Genomic DNA, 16,009 nt, shown 5'->3' on the forward strand with positions numbered 1-16,009 from the left:
ACCCCGCGCACGGGTTGACGAGACCGCATACGGTGGTGTGCATCATCCGTGTGCGGGCAGGTGTGTTGGAGGAGGACCACAGGTGGGAACCCCCATGTCGGGAGCCGCTGATCTGGAGACGCTTGCCCGCGTCACCGAGCGCGTCAGGCACAACGTCGAGCAGGTGATCGAGGGCAAACCGGACGTCGTGTCGGCAGCGCTCGTGGTGATGTTGGCCGAGGGGCACCTCCTCATCGAGGACGTGCCCGGGGTGGGCAAGACCATGCTGAGCAAGGCGCTGGCCCGCAGCATCGACTGCACGGTGCGCCGGATCCAGTTCACCCCCGACCTGCTGCCCTCGGACGTGACCGGTGTCTCGGTCTTCAACCAGGACACTCGCGTGTTCGAGTTCCGTCCCGGTGGCGTGTTCGCCAACGTGGTCGTCGGCGACGAGATCAACCGTGCCTCCCCCAAGACCCAGTCGGCGTTGTTGGAGTGCATGGAGGAGCGTCAGGTCACCGTCGACAACACCACCTATCCGCTGGACGCGCCGTTCATGGTCATCGCGACCCAGAACCCGATCGAGATGGAGGGCACCTACGCGCTCCCCGAGGCACAAAGAGACCGGTTCATGGCGCGGGTGTCGATCGGCTACCCGGTCGAGGCCGCGGAGATCGCCATGCTCGACTCCCACACGGGCGGTCGACCGTTGGAGGACCTCGAGGCGGTCACCGATGCGGCCGAGGTGCGCAAGCTGATCGGCATCGTCGGTCAGGTCTACGTCTCCGCCGCGGTCCAGCGCTACGCCGTCGCTCTCACCACCGCAACCCGTCGCTCCAGCGAGCTCCGGCTCGGCGCATCGCCGCGGGCTACCCTGCACCTGGTCCGTGCGGCGAAGGCCAGGGCCGCGATGCAGGGCCGCGACTACGTGCTGCCTGACGACGTACGCCTGCTCGCCACCCCGGTCCTCGCGCACCGACTGCTGCCCAGCGTCGAGGCCACCATGAACGGGCGCTCCAGCGGCGCGATCCTCGACAGCGTGCTGAGTGCCGTGCCCGTCCCCGACGGCCAGCAGGGTGACCCCGTGATCACCGGTGCGTGAGGCCCTCGCGTCACTGACCCTGCGGGGCCGGGCCTTCCTGGCCGCCGGGATCACCGCGGTCGCCTGCGCGGTGGTGCTCGGCCAGCCGATGTTGACCAGGGTCGGCGTGCTGGTGGTCGCCGTTCCCCTGATCACTGCCTTGGTGGTCGGCCGCGGGCGCTACCGGCTGGCGCTGGTCCGCGTCGTGTCTCCCGAGCTGGTCTCAGCCGGCCAGCCGGCCCGAGTGGAGCTGAATCTCACCAACGACGGCCGCACCCCCACCGGAGCGCTGATGCTCGAGGAGCAGGTGCCCTACGTGCTGGGCACTCGGCCGCGGTTCGTGCTGGAGGGTGTCGGGCACGGTTGGCGGCGCCAGGTGACCTACCAGGTCCGCTCCGACGTGCGTGGCCGGTTCGAGATCGGGCCGATGACGGTGCGGGTCGGCGACCCGTTCGGGATGGTCGAGCTCGGGCGGGCCTTCCGCACCACCTCGTCGTTGACGGTCACGCCCCGCACGGTGCGACTGCCCACGATCCCCCTGGGCGGAGCCTGGACCGGCTCCGGCGACAACCGACCACGGGCCTTCGCGATCGGCAGCGCCGAGGACGTGACCGTGCGGGAGTACCGCCACGGTGACGAACTGCGCCGGGTGCACTGGCCGAGCTCGGCGCGGATGGGTGAGTTGATGGTGCGTCGGGAGGAGCAGCCCTGGCAGTCGCGCGCCACCTTGTTCATCGACAACCGAGTGGTCGCCCACCGCGGCCAAGGCGTCGCCTCCTCGCTCGAAGCAGCGGTCTCGTTCGCTGCCTCGATCGCGTTGCATCTGAGCCAGCGCGGCTTCACCGTTCGCCTGGTCACGGCGAAGGGCGAGGAGCCCGGGACGGCGTGGCACTTCCGCGAGGCCGAGCTCAACACCGGGCCCCTCCTGGAGGCGCTGGCCGTGATCCAGCCCACCGTCACCACTGTGCTGGACACCGCCTGGCTGTCCGAGGCCACCCAGGGTGGCCTTCTCGTGGCCGTGCTCGGGGCGGTCGAGGAGGCCGATGTCGACGTCCTGCGCCGGATGCGCCACCACGCGGTGTCCGCGCTGGCGGTGGATCTCGACGTCGCGGCGTGGACGGCACCGCTGGCCCCAGCCTCGGACGCCACACCCCTTCTCACCCGGCAAGGCTGGCGAGCGGTGGCACTGCGGCCAGGTGACCGCTTCGAGAACGCCTGGCAGGAGCTGGGTCGGCTCAGTGGTCGTGGCGCTTCCGGAGGCGGCGAGAGTCAATCGGCAGAGGTGGGCTCACGATGAGCGCGGATCGCGAGGCCCTCGGCCGAGGGATGCGCGCCGCCGGTCTGGCAGCGCTGACCTGTTGGCTCACGATGCTGTCGTGGCGCGGGCTGAGCCTCGACTCCGCCGGCTACCTGGTGCCGCTGTTCGTGGGCGGCCTCCTAGTCGCCGCTTCGGGGGCCCTGCTGCGCTGGAGCCGCTTGGCCGGCGTGGTCGTGGTGGTCGTCCAGGCGGTGCTGCTGATCGCCTACGCCAACCTGGTGCTGGTCGGCTCACCGTTGCCCTGGGGCGAGGGCTGGCAGGAGCTGGCCGAGTCGCTGCGCCTCGCCGTCGAGAGCGCACGCACCTACCCAGCACCGATCCCGCTGCTGGCGCCGAGCATCACCCCACTGCTGGTGCCCCTCGGCCTAGCCCTCCTGCTCGCCGTGGACGCGCTCGCCGGCACCCTGCGGAGGGTGCCGCTGGCGGGGCTCGCCCTGCTGGTCGCCTACACGATCCCCGTCAGCCTGCTCGAGGGCGGCGTCTCCTGGATCGTCTTCCTGTTCGCCGCCACGGGCTTCTTGGCCATGCTGTTCGTCGACGAGCAGGACCAGGTGTCTCGATGGGGTCGGCTGTTCGGACGCACCGAGAGCGGCGCCAACCCGCCCGGCTTCAGTGTCCGGACAGGCACCAGTCAGGCGACCGCCCTGGGGATCGGCAGCGCCGCAGCCGCGGCCGCGCTGATCCTGCCGGCAGCGGTGCCGACCCTGCAGCTCGCGATCTTCTCAGGCGGCGTGGGCGCCGGTGGCAGCGATGTCCACGTCGCCAACCCGATGACCGACCTGCGCCGGGATCTCCGACAGGGCCGCGACGTCCCCTTGATGCGGATCACGACCGACGACCCGCACCCGGCGTACCTTCGGATCTCCGCACTCACCCGATTCACCAACAACGAGTGGAGCACCGGTGATCGGCAGGTGCCGGTCGACCAACGCGCGGATGGCAAGCTGCCGCCGCCCGAGGGCGTTGCGGACCTCTCCGCGGGGAAGCAGTACGACTACCAGGTCTCCGCGTTCCACAACTTCGACTCCATCTGGCTGCCGACCATGGTGCCGGCGACCTCCGTCGAAGCGGCCGGCGACTGGCGCTACGACGACACCACGATGGACTTCTTGTCGGCCAACGACGACACCAACACCGCGGGCCTCGACTACGCCCTCTCAGCGCTCACCTTGGACTACTCCCCCAAGCAGCTCGAAGCCGCGCCCACGCCGCCCGCCAGCCTGTCGACGACCTACACCAAGCTGCCCGAGGACCTGCCCATCGAGGTGAGCCAGCTGGCCGATCAGGTTGCGGGGGCACAGAGCAACAAGTTCTTGAAGGCGGTGGCGTTGCAGCGCTGGTTCCGCGAGGACGGCGGCTTCACCTACGACCTCACCACCCGGGCAGGCAACGGCACCGACGAGCTGGTCCAGTTCCTCGACGACAAGCACGGCTACTGCGAGCAGTTCGCGTCCGCGATGGCCGTGATGGCCAGGGTGGAGGGCATTCCCGCTCGGGTGGCGGTCGGCTTCTTGCGACCCGACTCGATCGGGACGCGGTTGTGGGAGTACTCCTCCCACGATCTGCATGCCTGGGTGGAGCTCTACTTCGCGGGCTCGGGCTGGGTGGTGTTCGACCCCACGCCGGCCGCCCGCAGCGGCGCTGCGCCGGCCTACACCACGGTGCCACTGCCCGACCCGTCGATCGGACCCTCGGCCAGCTCCGCGACGGATCAGCCGAGCGACGAGCTGCCCTCGCGAGACCCCTCCGTGTCAGCCAGGCCCGACCGTGACCAGGAGGCGGACGCCGACACGTCGACCGCCACAACCAAGATCCCGTGGCGAACGATCATGGTCGGTCTGCTTGCCGCCTTGGTGCTCGGCTTCGTCGGCCTCCTGCCACGACTCGTGCGGCGGCTCCGTCGCAATCACCGTTGGAGCTCCTGGACCGCACCCGAGGCAGCCTGGGCGGAACTCGCCGACACCATGGTCGATCTCGGCCGCCCCTGGCCGGGCGGGCTCTCGCCCCGCGCTGCCGCTGAGCGGCTCCTCGACTACTTCGGCAGTCCCCGCGGATCGACGGCTGCAGAGCGACCTCGCCGCGGCCCCGGCCAGGCACCGCAGGCCAGGGAGGCTCTGCACCAGATCGTCGAGGCCGTGGAACTCTCGCGCTACGCCCCACCCGGCACGCCCTACCGAGACTCACTTCGCGAAGAAGCCGAGGCCTGCGCTGCAGCACTGGCCGACGGCGCCACCGCCGCTGCCCGCCGACGCGCCCGCTGGCTCCCCCGCTCCGTGCTCCGCCGCCACCCTCCGGTGACCACCACCGTCGAGGTCGTCGGCCGCGGCGATCTGGTCGACCACGTCAACTGACCTGTGGACAACCGCGCTGGTGCGCGGGCTCCGGGTCAGGAGTCATGGTCGTCGTGGTGACGACGCCAGCGCTCCTCGAGACGGTCACGCAGGCTGACGCGGGGGGCGGGGTCACCGCCCTCGGTGGAGCCGCCGTGCCACGAGCTCACCGCCACCGTGGCGGTCGCCAGCATCACCACGAAGCCGAGGATCCCGACCACCGTCATCCGCAAGATGGCACCGGACATCAGCACGGCGACGCCGATCACGAACCCGAGGACCGCCACGACCACCCGACGGCGGGCGGCGCGCCGCATCGCGGTGCCGCGCAGAGTGGAGGCCAACTTCGGGTCGTCTCGGACGAGGGCGCGCTCCATCTGCTCAAGCAGTCGCAACTCCTCTTCCGAGAGTGGCACGGTTCCCTCCCCAGGTGGTCCAGCCCATGGGCACGACCTTCAGGGCCAGTCTAGGCAGCGACGACCCAACTCGGTAGCGGCCTCGGCGAAATTCGTCGGGTTGTCTTTGACACAGCCGTGACCACCCCTACCCTGTCGGCCCGTCCGAACAGGTCAGCGTCGAGCCACCAGGTGCAGCTGGGTGGCCAGCGGAAGGAACTCCGGCCGCTCGGCCACCGCCCGCTCCAAGTCGACCAGGGCGGGGGCCGCCCCAGGCTCGAGATCCAGCAGCGAGCCGGGAACCAGATCGGCGAAGACCCTGATGCCGTGGATCGCGGTGACCTCCAAACCGGCGGCGGTCACCTGCGCACGGATCTCGTCGACGGTGTAGCGATGGCCCGTCCGAATCGAGTCGTCGCCGGCGTCGAGCAGGTCGCGGGCGGCCTGGAAGTGGCCGGCCATGGCGCGGGCCACGACGGCGGCGTACCGCTGGGCGACGAGCAGCGACAGCAGCCCGCCCGGGCGCAACGCGGCATAGGTGGTCGCCAGTGCCGCAGCCGGGTCGTCGACGACGCCGAGGACGCCGTGACACAGGACCAGATCCGCGCCGGTTCGGAAGTCCGCCTCACCCTGAACCAGCTCCCCCAGGCCGGCGAGATCGCCTTGCACCCCGGTGACCAGGTCGGTGACCCCGCTCTCCGAGGCGCGCCGCGACAGCGCAGCGAGCGCATCCGGGCTCGGGTCGACCACGAGCACCCGATGACCGAGCTCGGCCAGCGAGACGGCGAACCCACCGGTGCCGCCGCCGATGTCGACCACGCGGGCCCGGTCACCCGCGAAGGCGCCCGGCTCGCCGAGTGCAGCCGAGACGGCAGCCCAGACCACGCCGGTGCGCACTGCCCCGCGGCGCTCGGCCGGCCGGTCGGTTCCCGTCGCCATGTCGCAACCCTAGTTGAGGGGCGGCCCGCGCCGAGTAGACCGCCTATTCCGGATGGGAAGCGGGCTCGGGAGGAGGTGGCAGCGCGGCCCGCAAGAAGGCGCTGGTGTCTCGGTGCCACAGCATCACCAGCAGTGCGACGGAGAGCAGGAGCGCGCCCATGGACAAGACGACGAAGAGCGCCGGCAGGTCGCGGCGGATGCCGACCAGGGTCGAGAAGGCCATCAACACCACCGTGGCGGTGAGCACGACCCGCGCCCACCGGTGGCCGGCCCGGAAGAAGGCCACCAACACCCCGGCCAGGGCAGCGAACACCACGAACAGCACGATCGCCACCGCCGCGAAGTGCGGGATGTTGATCGAGCTCTCCTTGAGACCGTCGAGCCCACGCTCCTTCAGGATCGGGGCTGCGGTCGGGTTCCCCTTGGCCCAAGTCGAGACCAGCCGGTCGTCGAACACCACGGTCAGCAGGGCGATCAGACCCGACCAGGCGATCAATGCCCAGACCAACCAGACCGCTCGGACCACCGACGCGGGCACCACTGCCGTCACCTGTCCTCTCTTCAACACACCACCGGTGGGGCCAGTTGGCCGTGCCGCCGCCTCGTCTAGGGTCCCTGCCATGACGAGCGAACACCCCGCCATCGCCAGGTTCCGCGCTGAGCACTCCACCCGGGGCGGCACCGGTGACATCGTGATCCTGCCAGATTCGGTTCACACCGCGGCACTGGCCGCCGAAGCGCTGGGCTGTGAGGTCGGCGCCATCGCCAACAGCCTGCTCTTCGACGCGGACGGAGCCCCGGTGCTGATCCTCACCTCCGGCGGGCACCGCGTCGACGTAGCCAAGACTGCGGCACTGGTCGGCGTGGACGCGCTTCGGCGGGCCGACCCGGAGTTCGTCCGCGAGCACACCGGACAGGTCATCGGTGGTGTCTCCCCGATCGGGCATCCCGCACCGGTGCCGACCTACATCGACTCCTGGCTGCGGAAGTACGACGTGGTCTGGGCCGCTGCAGGTCACCCAGCCGCCGTCTTCTCCACCACCTTCGACGAACTGGTCTCCCTCACCGGCGCCACCGAGATCGACGTCACCTAGGTCGATGGCCCAGACGCGCCGAGGCCCGGTTCCGACCACCCCCGTGACATCGGAACCGGGCCTTGCGCAAGCGGTGCGATGACCGCCGCGCATTACCTTGCCAACACTCGCCCGGGTGCGGCATCCGTACAGGTACTTAGCCCGTCCCCCGCTTGGCGTCCGATGGATCCCCCACTGCGCGGACACCGATCTCTATGCTGAAGCCGTGGACGCGCTCCCCATGGTCTTCTCGAGCGGATGGGCAAGCGGCATCAATGCCTACCTGGTCGTGCTCGTGCTCGGGATCGCCGAGCGGGTCCAGCCCTCCGCGGAGATCCCCGACGTGCTCGGCCGATGGGATGTGCTGGCGGCAGCCGCCTTCCTCTACGTGATGGAGTTCGTGGCCGACAAGATCCCGTTCATCGACTCCACCTGGGACGCGATCTCTACGGCGATCCGGCCGACCGCGGGCGCCGTCATCGGCGTCCTCCTCGCCGGCGACGCCTCCACGCTGCAGCAGGCGGTCCTCGGCGTCGTCGGGGGTGGTACGGCGTTGCTCTCGCACCTGGTGAAGTCCGGCAGCAGGCTCGCCATCAACTCCTCGCCGGAGCCGGTCACCAACGTCGGCGCGAGCGTCGCCGAGGACGTAGCGGTGGTGGGGGTGGTGGCCTTCGCGATCGAGCACCCGCAGGCAGCGGCTGCCATCGCAGCTGTCCTCCTCGTCGCGGGCCTGGTGGTGCTCTACTTCCTCGCCAAGGTGGTGCGACGCGGCTGGCGGCGTTGGAAGGGCAGGAGCACCCCCCAGCCGACGGGCTGACCGCTCCGGCGCGCGGATCGGCACTGAGCCCTCGCCAGCCCTTCGCGCGACGATCGGCCGACGCGCCGTAAGGTCACCCGGGTGGCTCGTGTGGTGGTGATCGGCGGCGGCCTGGGTGGCTTGGCCAGCGCCGCGCGACTGGCCAAGCTCGGCCACGCCGTCGAGCTGGTCGAGGCCAGCGATCAGTTGGGCGGCGCTCTGACCGCGGCGGTCGTGAGCGGAGGCTTCCGCTGGGGACCGTCGACGACCCTGCTGCCTGCGGTGCTGCGCGATCTCTTCCGCAAGACCGGACGGCCACTGGAGCGTGAGATCGAGCTGGTTCCGCTCGAGGTGATCCGGGAGCACCACTTCCCTGACGGGTCGACGGTGCGGTTGCCCGGTGGCTCCCGGGCGGCGCAGTTGCGCGCCGTCGAGGAGTTGGGGACGGGTCTCGGTGAGCGCTGGCTCCGTCACGTCGACGAGCTGGGCGACGACTGGGAACTGGTGCGTCGCGACTATCTGGAGCGTCCCTGGGACGTGACCAGCGGCCCGCCGGCGTTGCGACGACGACTCGCCACCCGACGAAGCATGCACGCCCGGCTCCGTGAACTCGGCGACCCTCGGCTGCGGGCGCTGGCCGCCTATCCCCTGGTGGAGGCCGGGCAGGATCCGCGCCGGGTGCCCGCCTGGATGGCGATCTGGCCCTTCGTCGAGCAGCGCTTCGGCGGCTGGCGCGTGGCTGGCGGATTCCCCGCCCTTGCCGACGCTCTTGTCGCGCGCCTGCAGACCCGCCGCGTCGGCGTCCATCTGTCCACGACGGCGACCGACATCGTGGTGCGGAACGGTCGGGCAGCTGCGGTGGCGACGAGCGCTGGACTGCTGGACGCCGACGTGGTGGTCTGCGCCGTCGACCCCGGCCGGCTACCTGCACTGTCGTCGTACGTCGCCCGGACCCGGCCGGTCGATCCGGCCCACCTGGTTCACCTCGGTCTGGCAGAGGCCTCCGAGCTAGCGGAGGCCGCGACAGGCGTCACCGTCTGGCACGGCGACCCGATGGTCTCCCTGGGGCAGGGGCTCGCGGCAGCATCGGGGCAGGCGGCCGTGACGATCGAGCTGCGCGGAGGCAACGTGGCCGACCCGCTGGCGTTGCTGGCCGAGCGTGGCCTCGAGCTGCGCGACCGTGTGCTCACCCGCATCGAGGTCACTCCTGGAGAGCAGCGCGAGCGCTGGTCCGGCTCACCGTGGGGAGTCCGGTGGCAGGGTCGCGAGACGGTGCGGCATCGGCTCGGGCCACGCACCCCGATCACTGGGGTCTACTGCGCTGGGGCACATGCCACTCCCGGAGCCGGCGTCCCCTTCGTCGGGCTGTCCGCAGCGCTGGTCGCCCAGGTGGTGGGTCCGGCCGACTGACCCACCGCGGAGCCTGCGCTCGGACCGGAGATCGCAGACATGGTTGGCGTCGATGCCCGAGTGGGCGGCCCGGCGCAGGTAGGCTCTCTGCCCGCGTTCGCTGGCCGGATTCAGCGACACCTGCCGTACCTGTTGCGGATGGTCAGGTCAGGGTGGGCGCGCAGCAGCAGTTGGGCCATCGCGACGCTGCCGGTCACACCCGTCACAAGTCACGGCGTGTCGCGCTGACCGTCCAGGGCGTCGGGGCTCAGTCCTCGAGGAGCCAGGTGGCGGTGACCGACGTGGTGATCGATGCCTCGCCAGGCGCGAAGGACGTGTCCTTGGCAGCAGCCATCCGTGCCACGCCGACCGGCACACCCGGCGTGGCTCCGCTCTCCTCGACTGCGCGCAACTCCCCCAGCGTCTTGCCGCCCAGACTGGCAAGGTGGGCGGCCCGGTCGCGGGCATCGGCGTACGCCGCCTCGCGCGCCGCTGTCAGGGCGGCACCGGTCTCCGCGACCTCCAGAGCGACCGACTCGACGATGAGCCGATCACCGACGGCCTCGGCCAAGGCGCCGAGAAACTCGCCAGCGGTGTCCAGGTCCGGCAGCACGACGCGCAGGCCGTGCCGGGCCTCGAAGCCGTCCGGCCGGCCCTGCTGGTCATGCGCCGGCCACACGCTGAAGCCGGACGAGGTGGTGCGTCGCAACTCGGTGTGCTCGCGGGCCACGGCCACCATCGCCTCCGTTGCCGACGCGACGCCGGCTACCGCCTGCGACACCCCCGCGGCGCGATAGCTGGCCGAGACGCTCACCACCGCCGTGTCCGGGGTAGCGGTCGCAGCCCCATGTCCTGTCACCGTCACTGTTCTCTTCACGGCGGCCACGATAGAGAGGCTGGCCGAACCGAGACCCGATCAGCCGGGTCTGAGCTGCAGTCCCTCGAAGATCTCGAGCGTCGCGCGGGAGCGATTGAGGGTGAAGAAGTGCAGACCGGGGGCACCGGCGTCAAGGAGGCGGCGGCACAGCTCGGTGGCCACCGAGACACCGACACGGCGTACGTCGGCGGGTTCCGACAGCCCGTCGAACCGAGCCAGCACCTCGGCCGGGATCACAGCACCGGACAGCTCGGCCATCCGGTTGATCGAGCCGAGATTCGTGATGGGCATGATGCCCGGCAGGATCGGGATGTCCACGCCGAGGGCATGCACCCTCCCCACCAGGGTGAGGTAGTCCTCGACCCGGAAGAACAGTTGGGTCACCGCGAACTCCGCACCCGCAGCGGCCTTCGCAGCGAGCACCCGAGCATCCGCGTCGAGGGACTCCGCCGAGGGATGTCCCTCGGGGAAGGCCGCAACGCCCACGCTGAAGTCCCCCACCTCCCGAACCAGCTCGACCAGCTCACAGGCGCGGGTCAGGCCTCCCTCGGTGGACGTCCACGGCGCCCGCGGCCCCTCCTTCGGGTCGCCGCGTAGCGCCAGGATGTTGTCGACGCCGACAGCGGTATAGGCGTCGAGCACGTCGATCAGCTCGGCTCGAGTGTGGCCGACACAGGTCAGATGACCCATCGCGCGCAGCGAGGTCTCCCGCGCGATCCGCCCGGTGATCTCGACGGTGGTGTCCCGGGTGGTCCCGCCCGCGCCGTACGTCACCGAGACGAACGTCGGCTGCACCCGCTCGAGCTCCTGGATCGCCTGCCAGAGCTGCTCCGCGCCCGCTTGGTCGCGTGGCGGCATGAACTCGAAGGAGATGGAGAGGTCAGGCCCACGGACCAGCTCGCCGATCCGGTCGCCGTGCCCCGCCGTCATGGCCACGAGAGTAGGCGGCGTACTCCCGACGGACCCTCGGTGTCCACTGGATAGGCTCACGCGAGTGAGCATCCCTGCGTCGCACGCGGCCTCCTGGGACCAGGCCGATTTCCGCGAGCGGGTGCAGCGAGCCCTCGATGAGTTCGTCGACGAACAGCAGCAGCGACTGGCTCCGCTCGGCGATGACGCGGCCAGGCTGCTGGAGGAGGCGCGGGTCTCGGTCAAGGGAGGCAAGCGGCTGCGGGCGGCGTTCTGCCAGTGGGGCTATCGCGCCGTCGACCCCACCCCGGGAGGCGACGAGGCGCGGGCGCTCCTGCGCGCGTGTGCCTCGCTGGAGCTCTTGCACGCGAGCGCACTCGTGCATGACGACTACATGGACGCCTCCGACACCCGACGTGGCCGCCCCACCACCCATCGGACCTTCGCCGCACGACACCGCGGGAGCGCCTGGTCCGGCAGGTCCGAGCAGTACGGCGCCGCGGCGGCGATCCTGCTCGGTGATCTGGTGCTCTCGTGGGCCGACGAACTGCTGCGCCGCTGCGGCCTCCCGCTGGATCGAGTCGAGCCGGCGCTCGCGGTCTTCGACCTGACCCGCTCCGAGGTCATCGCCGGGCAGTTCATGGACGTCTCGGTCCAGGCGCGCGGAGCCGCGGACGTCGATGCGGCGATGACGGTGCTGCGCTACAAGTCGGCGAAGTACTCCGTCGAGCGTCCCCTCCACGTCGGCGCCGCCCTTGCCGGCGCAAGCCCCGAGGTGGTTGCCGACCTGGCCGCCTTCGGGCTGCCGCTCGGAGAGGCGTTCCAACTCCGAGACGACCTGCTCGGTGTGTTCGGCGATCCGACCACCACCGGCAAGCCGGCCGGCGACGACCTGGTCGAGGGCAAGCGGACTGTGTTGGTGGCGTTGGCTCTGGACGCTGCTCCCCCGGCGGCGGCCCGGTTGCTGGACGACTCCCTCGGCCACCCCCTCGACGACGCCGCCGTCGCCAGACTGCGCGACATCATCGACTCCTCGGGCGCCCGTGCCCAGGTCGAGCAGGTCATCGACCGGCTGAGCGCCCTCGCCCTCTCCGCCCTCGACCGCGCTCGCATCGACGACGGCGCCCGCTCCGTCCTCCGCGACCTCGCCGCCGCCACCACCCAGCGCGCCGGGTGAGACTGCCGCGGTCTTCGTGCGTCTCCCGCGGTCCTATGGTGGCAAAGTGCCCTGAATACTGGGTCCTAACCCACTACAGCACCGCGGCAGACGGGTCAGCGCCACCACAGCTGCGCGGCGCTAGCGGGTCTCAGTCGAGGCTTTGCAGCCCCGAGATCTCGGGGCCCTCGCCGCGCATCAGGACGGCGAAGGCGCCGCCGTCGGCGATCGCCACCCGCTCGCCGAGGACCTTCACGATCTTGTCGAAGGAGTCCTCCTCGTGGCGGGCGAACGGGCCCCAGCCATCCCAGAGGAGCAGCGTGCCGTGGCCCTCGCCGCAGCTCACACCACGCAGACAGTCGGCCAGCGCATCGAAGTTCTTGCCGAAGTGATCAGGGAAGTGCAGGGCCTCGCCGATGTCCTCCATGAACTCACGCTTGGTGTCGCCATGCCACCCGTCGACGTAGGCGAAGTGCCAGCCGGCATGCTCCACCGTGTGCTTGACGTCGGCGGCGCCGAAGGCGCCGTGCCAGGTGTAGATGCCGGCATCCTTGCGTCCGGCCAGGAGTGCAGCGAGTCCACTCATCGGTCGATCCCCTCCCACGGCTGCTCGTGATCTCTCACGTCCGACACTAGAGCACACTCGGCACTCTGGATATGGACGGTCCAGTCGGGCTTGACGACCCCTACGCGAGCGCCTGGGCTCGACGCTTGACCTCGGAGCCGCGGTTCTCCCGCAGGGCATCGATCGGCCGACCGGGGAGGTCGGCGTCGGTGAAGATCCACTCGATCGCCTCGCGGTCGTCGTACCCGCCATCGTGAAGCACGGTGAGCAGGCCCGGGAGCCCCTTGACCACCAGTCCGTCCTGCAGGAAGGCGGCCGGCACTCTCAGCCCGCTGTCGGAGTGGGGCGCGGCTGCAGCGAGCTCGTGGTCGCGGATCATGGTCCGCACCTTGGCGGGGGTCACCCCGAGCAGCGCCGCTGCCTCGGACCAGTCCAGCCAGTCCTCGACCAGGGCCGCCAGGTCAGGCGATTGAGGTGAATACGTGGTCATGGCCCCACTGTGACACTCTCAGGCCAGGCACCATCGGCAGCCTCGCGAGTCGGACACGGGCCGCAGCCCACGAGGACCACATCGCGCCACGCCGAGACGCTGGCTGGGCCGAAAAGCGCCCCGATCCGTACCATGAGGGGTCCGGAACCCTCCCCGGTCCGGAGCCCGGAGGTCGACAGCGTGCAACGAGACGACGGAGCCCAGCCGCCACACGGCGGCGCTGGGCCGCTCGGTGGTGACTTCAACGACCCCCTGATCGGGCGCATCCTGGACGGGCGCTATCGGATCGGCACGCGCATCGCCCGGGGTGGGATGGCCAGCGTCTACGAGGCTGCCGACCTGCGGTTGGACCGCACCGTGGCCGTCAAGGTGATGCATGCCGGACTCGGCGACAACGGCGAGTTCGCGGAGCGCTTCGTCCGCGAGGCCCATGCCGCCGCCCGGATCTCGCACCCCAACGTGGTCGCCGTCTACGACCAGGGCGACGACAATGGCGTGGTCTTCTTGGCGATGGAACTCATCGAGGGGCACACGCTGCGCGACGTGATCCGTGAGGAGGCGCCTCTCTCTCCGGCCCGGTCGCTGGCATTCTTCGAACCGATCGTGGCCGCGCTGGCCGCCGCGCATCGGGCGGGCCTGATCCACCGCGACATCAAGCCGGAGAACGTCCTGATCGCCGAGGACGGTCGGATCAAGGTCGCCGACTTCGGCTTGGCCAAGGCCGTCTCCGCCGACACCCAGCACACCGCGACCGGCGGCGTCCTGATCGGCACCGTGTCCTACCTCGCCCCCGAGCTGGTGGTCGACGGGCGAGCCGACGCTCGTGCCGACGTGTACGCCGCGGGCGTGATGCTCTACGAAATGCTCACCGGGGTGAAGCCGCATGACGGCGAGACCCCGATCCAGGTGGCCTACAAGCACGTCCACGAAGACGTTCCCCCGCCGTCGGAGCTGGCTCCTCGAGTTCCGGCGTACGTCGACGCGCTGGTCGCGCGCGCCACCAGCCGCGTGCGGACCCTGCGCCCCGCCGATGCCACGGTGCTGCTGCACCAGGTGCGTCGGGTGGCTCAGGCGCTGGCGGAAGGTGTGGTGGACGATCCCGAGTTGGTCGCCGACCTGACGCCGATCAAGAGCCGCGCCGTGTCCGACGAGGCGCCCACACCCGACGACACCCAGCCCTCCCTGCCGATCGTGCCGGAGACTGACGACATCCCTGGCGACGTCTCCGGCGATAGCGATGACCCGCAGGACGCCTGGGCGGACGAGGAGCCCGAAGACGACGGGCACGACGTGGCTCGCGGCGGGTCGGCGCTCGGTGGCGTCGCCACGGGCGCGGCCGTCGCGGCAGCGGCGGCGGCGTACAACCCGGACGTGCCCTACGACCAGGAGAGCGATCACGGAGACGACGCACCGTTCTCCTTCTCCTTCTCAGCCGACGACATCCCCGACGACGAGCTGGCTGCCGCCTTCGTCCCGGTCGAGCAGGCGGGCGCGCAGGCGGGGGCCTACCCGGTGGGGGACGGCGCCAGCGGCAACTATCCGTTGTTCGCCGACGAGGAGGGCATGACCCGACCACGTGACGACCTGGCCCAGTGGGGCGGGCCGAGGCCCGAGACGTGGGACCCGAGCACCGGCCACGCCGAGGCGACCACGCCGATCAGCAACTTCGGTGCGCACCCCGACCCGGACACCTGGGCCAGTGCAACGCCCGCAGCGACCGGGGTGCGCCCGCCCCCGCCGACCGGACCACCGGCTCCTCCCAAGCAGCGCCGCAAGCACCGCTGGCGCGGGCCACTCCTGGTCGCACTCGCGGTCCTGCTCATCGCGGGCGCGGCGACCGGCGCCTGGTGGTTCGGCATCGGGCGCTACACCACCGCCCCCGGAGTGTTGAACCTGCCGGAGGCAGAGGCGATCGCGAAGCTCGAGAAGGCCGGACTCGACGTCGAGCAGACCGACCCGGTCTACTCCGAGGAGGTGCCCAAGGGGCAGGTGGTCGAGAGCGACCCGAAGGCTGGCGCCAAGATCCTGCGCGGCAGCACGATCACCTTGACGATCTCGTTGGGCAAGGAGCGCTACCGCGTGCCGAAGCTGATCGGGTTGACCGAGGACAAGGCCCAGGACCGGATCGCCGAGAGTCACCTCACGTTCGGCAAGAGCAAGTTCGTCTTCAGCGAGACGGTCTCGAAGGGTCGCGTCATCTCGAGCACACCGAAGCGAGGCGTCAAGCTCAAGACGGACAGCGAGGTCGACCTGGTCGTCTCGAAGGGACGCCGGCCGATCAACTTCATCGACTGGACCGGCAAGCCGGCCTCTGACGCCAAGGCGGCACTGACCGAGAAGGGGCTGAAGGTCGACGACAGCGCGGAGGAATACTCCGACACGATCCCGGAGGGCTACGTGATCTCGCAGTCCCCCACCAGCGGCCCGCTCCACCTCGGCGACAAGGTCACCCTGGTCGTCTCCAAGGGCCCGGAGATGATCGAGATCCCTCGCCGCGGCGTGCTGGCGACCCCGGTGGACCAGGCCAAGCAGACGCTGATCGATCTCGGCTTCGAGGTCAAGGTGAAGAAGGCCGACGACTATCTCGGCTGGGATCTGGTCAAGAGCACCGACCCGCCTGCCGGCTCGTCCGCTCCCAAGGGCAGCACGATCACCCTCTACAAGATCTGACTCCTGTCCTGTGGAGATCAGTTCTGTCGTCGTCGTTGCCGC

15 protein-coding genes are annotated in these 16,009 nt (G+C 70.5%); 8 read left to right on the top strand and 7 right to left on the bottom strand.

The window, feature by feature from the left end:
• Nucleotides 1-94: 94 nt before the first annotated feature.
• The 3 genes from QM714_RS05875 to QM714_RS05885 are packed head-to-tail and all read left to right on the top strand — an operon-like array spanning nucleotide 95 to nucleotide 4,729.
• Nucleotides 95-1,081, top strand: coding sequence for an AAA family ATPase (locus QM714_RS05875; RefSeq protein ID WP_415100997.1), 987 nt, complete (start codon nucleotides 95-97; stop codon nucleotides 1,079-1,081).
• The gene (locus tag QM714_RS05880) at nucleotides 1,074-2,357 is read left to right on the top strand and encodes a DUF58 domain-containing protein (RefSeq protein WP_415098497.1); all 1,284 of its coding nucleotides are present in this window, start codon (nucleotides 1,074-1,076) and stop codon (nucleotides 2,355-2,357) included. The genes QM714_RS05875 and QM714_RS05880 overlap by 8 nt, the downstream gene beginning before the upstream one ends.
• Complete coding sequence (locus QM714_RS05885; protein WP_415098499.1) at nucleotides 2,354-4,729, top strand: transglutaminaseTgpA domain-containing protein; 2,376 nt, start codon at nucleotides 2,354-2,356, stop codon at nucleotides 4,727-4,729. Before QM714_RS05880 ends, QM714_RS05885 begins: the two co-directional genes overlap by 4 nt.
• A 35-nt stretch (nucleotides 4,730-4,764) precedes the next feature.
• Here QM714_RS05885 and QM714_RS05890 read toward each other — a convergent pair whose 3' ends face one another.
• The 3 genes from QM714_RS05890 to QM714_RS05900 all read right to left on the bottom strand — a co-directional run bounded on the left by QM714_RS05890 (nucleotide 4,765) and on the right by QM714_RS05900 (nucleotide 6,592).
• Nucleotides 4,765-5,124, bottom strand: coding sequence for a DUF3040 domain-containing protein (locus QM714_RS05890; protein WP_415098501.1), 360 nt, complete (start codon nucleotides 5,122-5,124; stop codon nucleotides 4,765-4,767).
• A gap of 153 nt (nucleotides 5,125-5,277) precedes the next feature.
• A complete protein-coding gene (locus QM714_RS05895) occupies nucleotides 5,278-6,042 on the bottom strand; it encodes a methyltransferase domain-containing protein (RefSeq protein ID WP_415098503.1) in 765 nt (254 codons plus the stop codon).
• Between the two features lie 43 nt (nucleotides 6,043-6,085).
• A complete protein-coding gene (locus tag QM714_RS05900) occupies nucleotides 6,086-6,592 on the bottom strand; it encodes a hypothetical protein (RefSeq protein WP_415098505.1) in 507 nt (168 codons plus the stop codon).
• 70 nt (nucleotides 6,593-6,662) lie between these two features.
• Between QM714_RS05900 and QM714_RS05905 the strand changes: the two genes are divergently transcribed.
• The 3 genes from QM714_RS05905 to QM714_RS05915 all read left to right on the top strand — a co-directional run bounded on the left by QM714_RS05905 (nucleotide 6,663) and on the right by QM714_RS05915 (nucleotide 9,321).
• Nucleotides 6,663-7,136, top strand: a complete 474-nt coding sequence (locus QM714_RS05905) for a YbaK/EbsC family protein (protein ID WP_415098507.1) — start codon at nucleotides 6,663-6,665, stop codon at nucleotides 7,134-7,136.
• 205 nt (nucleotides 7,137-7,341) lie between these two features.
• Nucleotides 7,342-7,932: a DUF4126 domain-containing protein gene (locus QM714_RS05910; protein WP_415098509.1), complete on the top strand. Its 591-nt coding sequence runs from the start codon at nucleotides 7,342-7,344 to the stop codon at nucleotides 7,930-7,932.
• An 81-nt stretch (nucleotides 7,933-8,013) separates the two neighbouring features.
• Nucleotides 8,014-9,321, top strand: coding sequence for a phytoene desaturase family protein (locus tag QM714_RS05915; RefSeq protein WP_415098511.1), 1,308 nt, complete (start codon nucleotides 8,014-8,016; stop codon nucleotides 9,319-9,321).
• 247 nt (nucleotides 9,322-9,568) lie between these two features.
• On the opposite strand, the gene QM714_RS05920 is transcribed toward QM714_RS05915, so the two are convergent.
• Nucleotides 9,569-10,177 carry an SIMPL domain-containing protein gene (locus QM714_RS05920; RefSeq protein ID WP_415098513.1) on the bottom strand — a complete coding sequence of 203 codons (609 nt, stop codon included), beginning with the start codon at nucleotides 10,175-10,177 and terminating at the stop codon, nucleotides 9,569-9,571.
• Nucleotides 10,178-10,216: 39 nt separating this feature from the next.
• Complete coding sequence (gene metF, locus QM714_RS05925) at nucleotides 10,217-11,107, bottom strand: methylenetetrahydrofolate reductase [NAD(P)H] (RefSeq protein ID WP_415098515.1); 891 nt, start codon at nucleotides 11,105-11,107, stop codon at nucleotides 10,217-10,219.
• A gap of 64 nt (nucleotides 11,108-11,171) precedes the next feature.
• On the opposite strand from metF, the gene QM714_RS05930 reads away from it, so the two are divergent.
• Nucleotides 11,172-12,263, top strand: a complete 1,092-nt coding sequence (locus QM714_RS05930; protein WP_415098517.1) for a polyprenyl synthetase family protein — start codon at nucleotides 11,172-11,174, stop codon at nucleotides 12,261-12,263.
• Between the two features lie 130 nt (nucleotides 12,264-12,393).
• Here QM714_RS05930 and QM714_RS05935 read toward each other — a convergent pair whose 3' ends face one another.
• Both QM714_RS05935 and QM714_RS05940 read right to left on the bottom strand, forming a co-directional pair.
• On the bottom strand, nucleotides 12,394-12,828 hold the full coding sequence (locus tag QM714_RS05935) for a barstar family protein (protein WP_415098519.1): 435 nt from the start codon (nucleotides 12,826-12,828) through the stop codon (nucleotides 12,394-12,396).
• A gap of 100 nt (nucleotides 12,829-12,928) precedes the next feature.
• Nucleotides 12,929-13,297, bottom strand: a complete 369-nt coding sequence (locus QM714_RS05940) for an Rv2175c family DNA-binding protein (RefSeq protein ID WP_415098521.1) — start codon at nucleotides 13,295-13,297, stop codon at nucleotides 12,929-12,931.
• 180 nt (nucleotides 13,298-13,477) lie between these two features.
• Between QM714_RS05940 and QM714_RS05945 the strand changes: the two genes are divergently transcribed.
• A complete protein-coding gene (locus tag QM714_RS05945; protein WP_415098523.1) occupies nucleotides 13,478-15,967 on the top strand; it encodes a PASTA domain-containing protein in 2,490 nt (829 codons plus the stop codon).
• Nucleotides 15,968-16,009: the final 42 nt, after the last annotated feature.

Source organism: Nocardioides sp., assembly GCF_047602075.1.
In the GTDB taxonomy this organism is placed as follows: domain Bacteria; phylum Actinomycetota; class Actinomycetes; order Propionibacteriales; family Nocardioidaceae; genus Nocardioides.

What these genes read in the sequence shown, in the direction of transcription:
- QM714_RS05885 (WP_415098499.1), top strand. Translation starts at nt 2,354, where the DNA reads ATGAGCGCGGATCGCGAGGCCCTCGGCCGAGGGATGCGCGCCGCCGGT.
- QM714_RS05940 (WP_415098521.1), bottom strand. Translation starts at nt 13,297, where the DNA reads ATGACCACGTATTCACCTCAATCGCCTGACCTGGCGGCCCTGGTCGAG.
- QM714_RS05935 (WP_415098519.1), bottom strand. Translation starts at nt 12,828, where the DNA reads ATGAGTGGACTCGCTGCACTCCTGGCCGGACGCAAGGATGCCGGCATC.
- QM714_RS05895 (WP_415098503.1), bottom strand. Translation starts at nt 6,042, where the DNA reads ATGGCGACGGGAACCGACCGGCCGGCCGAGCGCCGCGGGGCAGTGCGC.
- QM714_RS05875 (WP_415100997.1), top strand. Translation starts at nt 95, where the DNA reads ATGTCGGGAGCCGCTGATCTGGAGACGCTTGCCCGCGTCACCGAGCGC.
- metF (WP_415098515.1), bottom strand. Translation starts at nt 11,107, where the DNA reads ATGACGGCGGGGCACGGCGACCGGATCGGCGAGCTGGTCCGTGGGCCT.
- QM714_RS05905 (WP_415098507.1), top strand. Translation starts at nt 6,663, where the DNA reads ATGACGAGCGAACACCCCGCCATCGCCAGGTTCCGCGCTGAGCACTCC.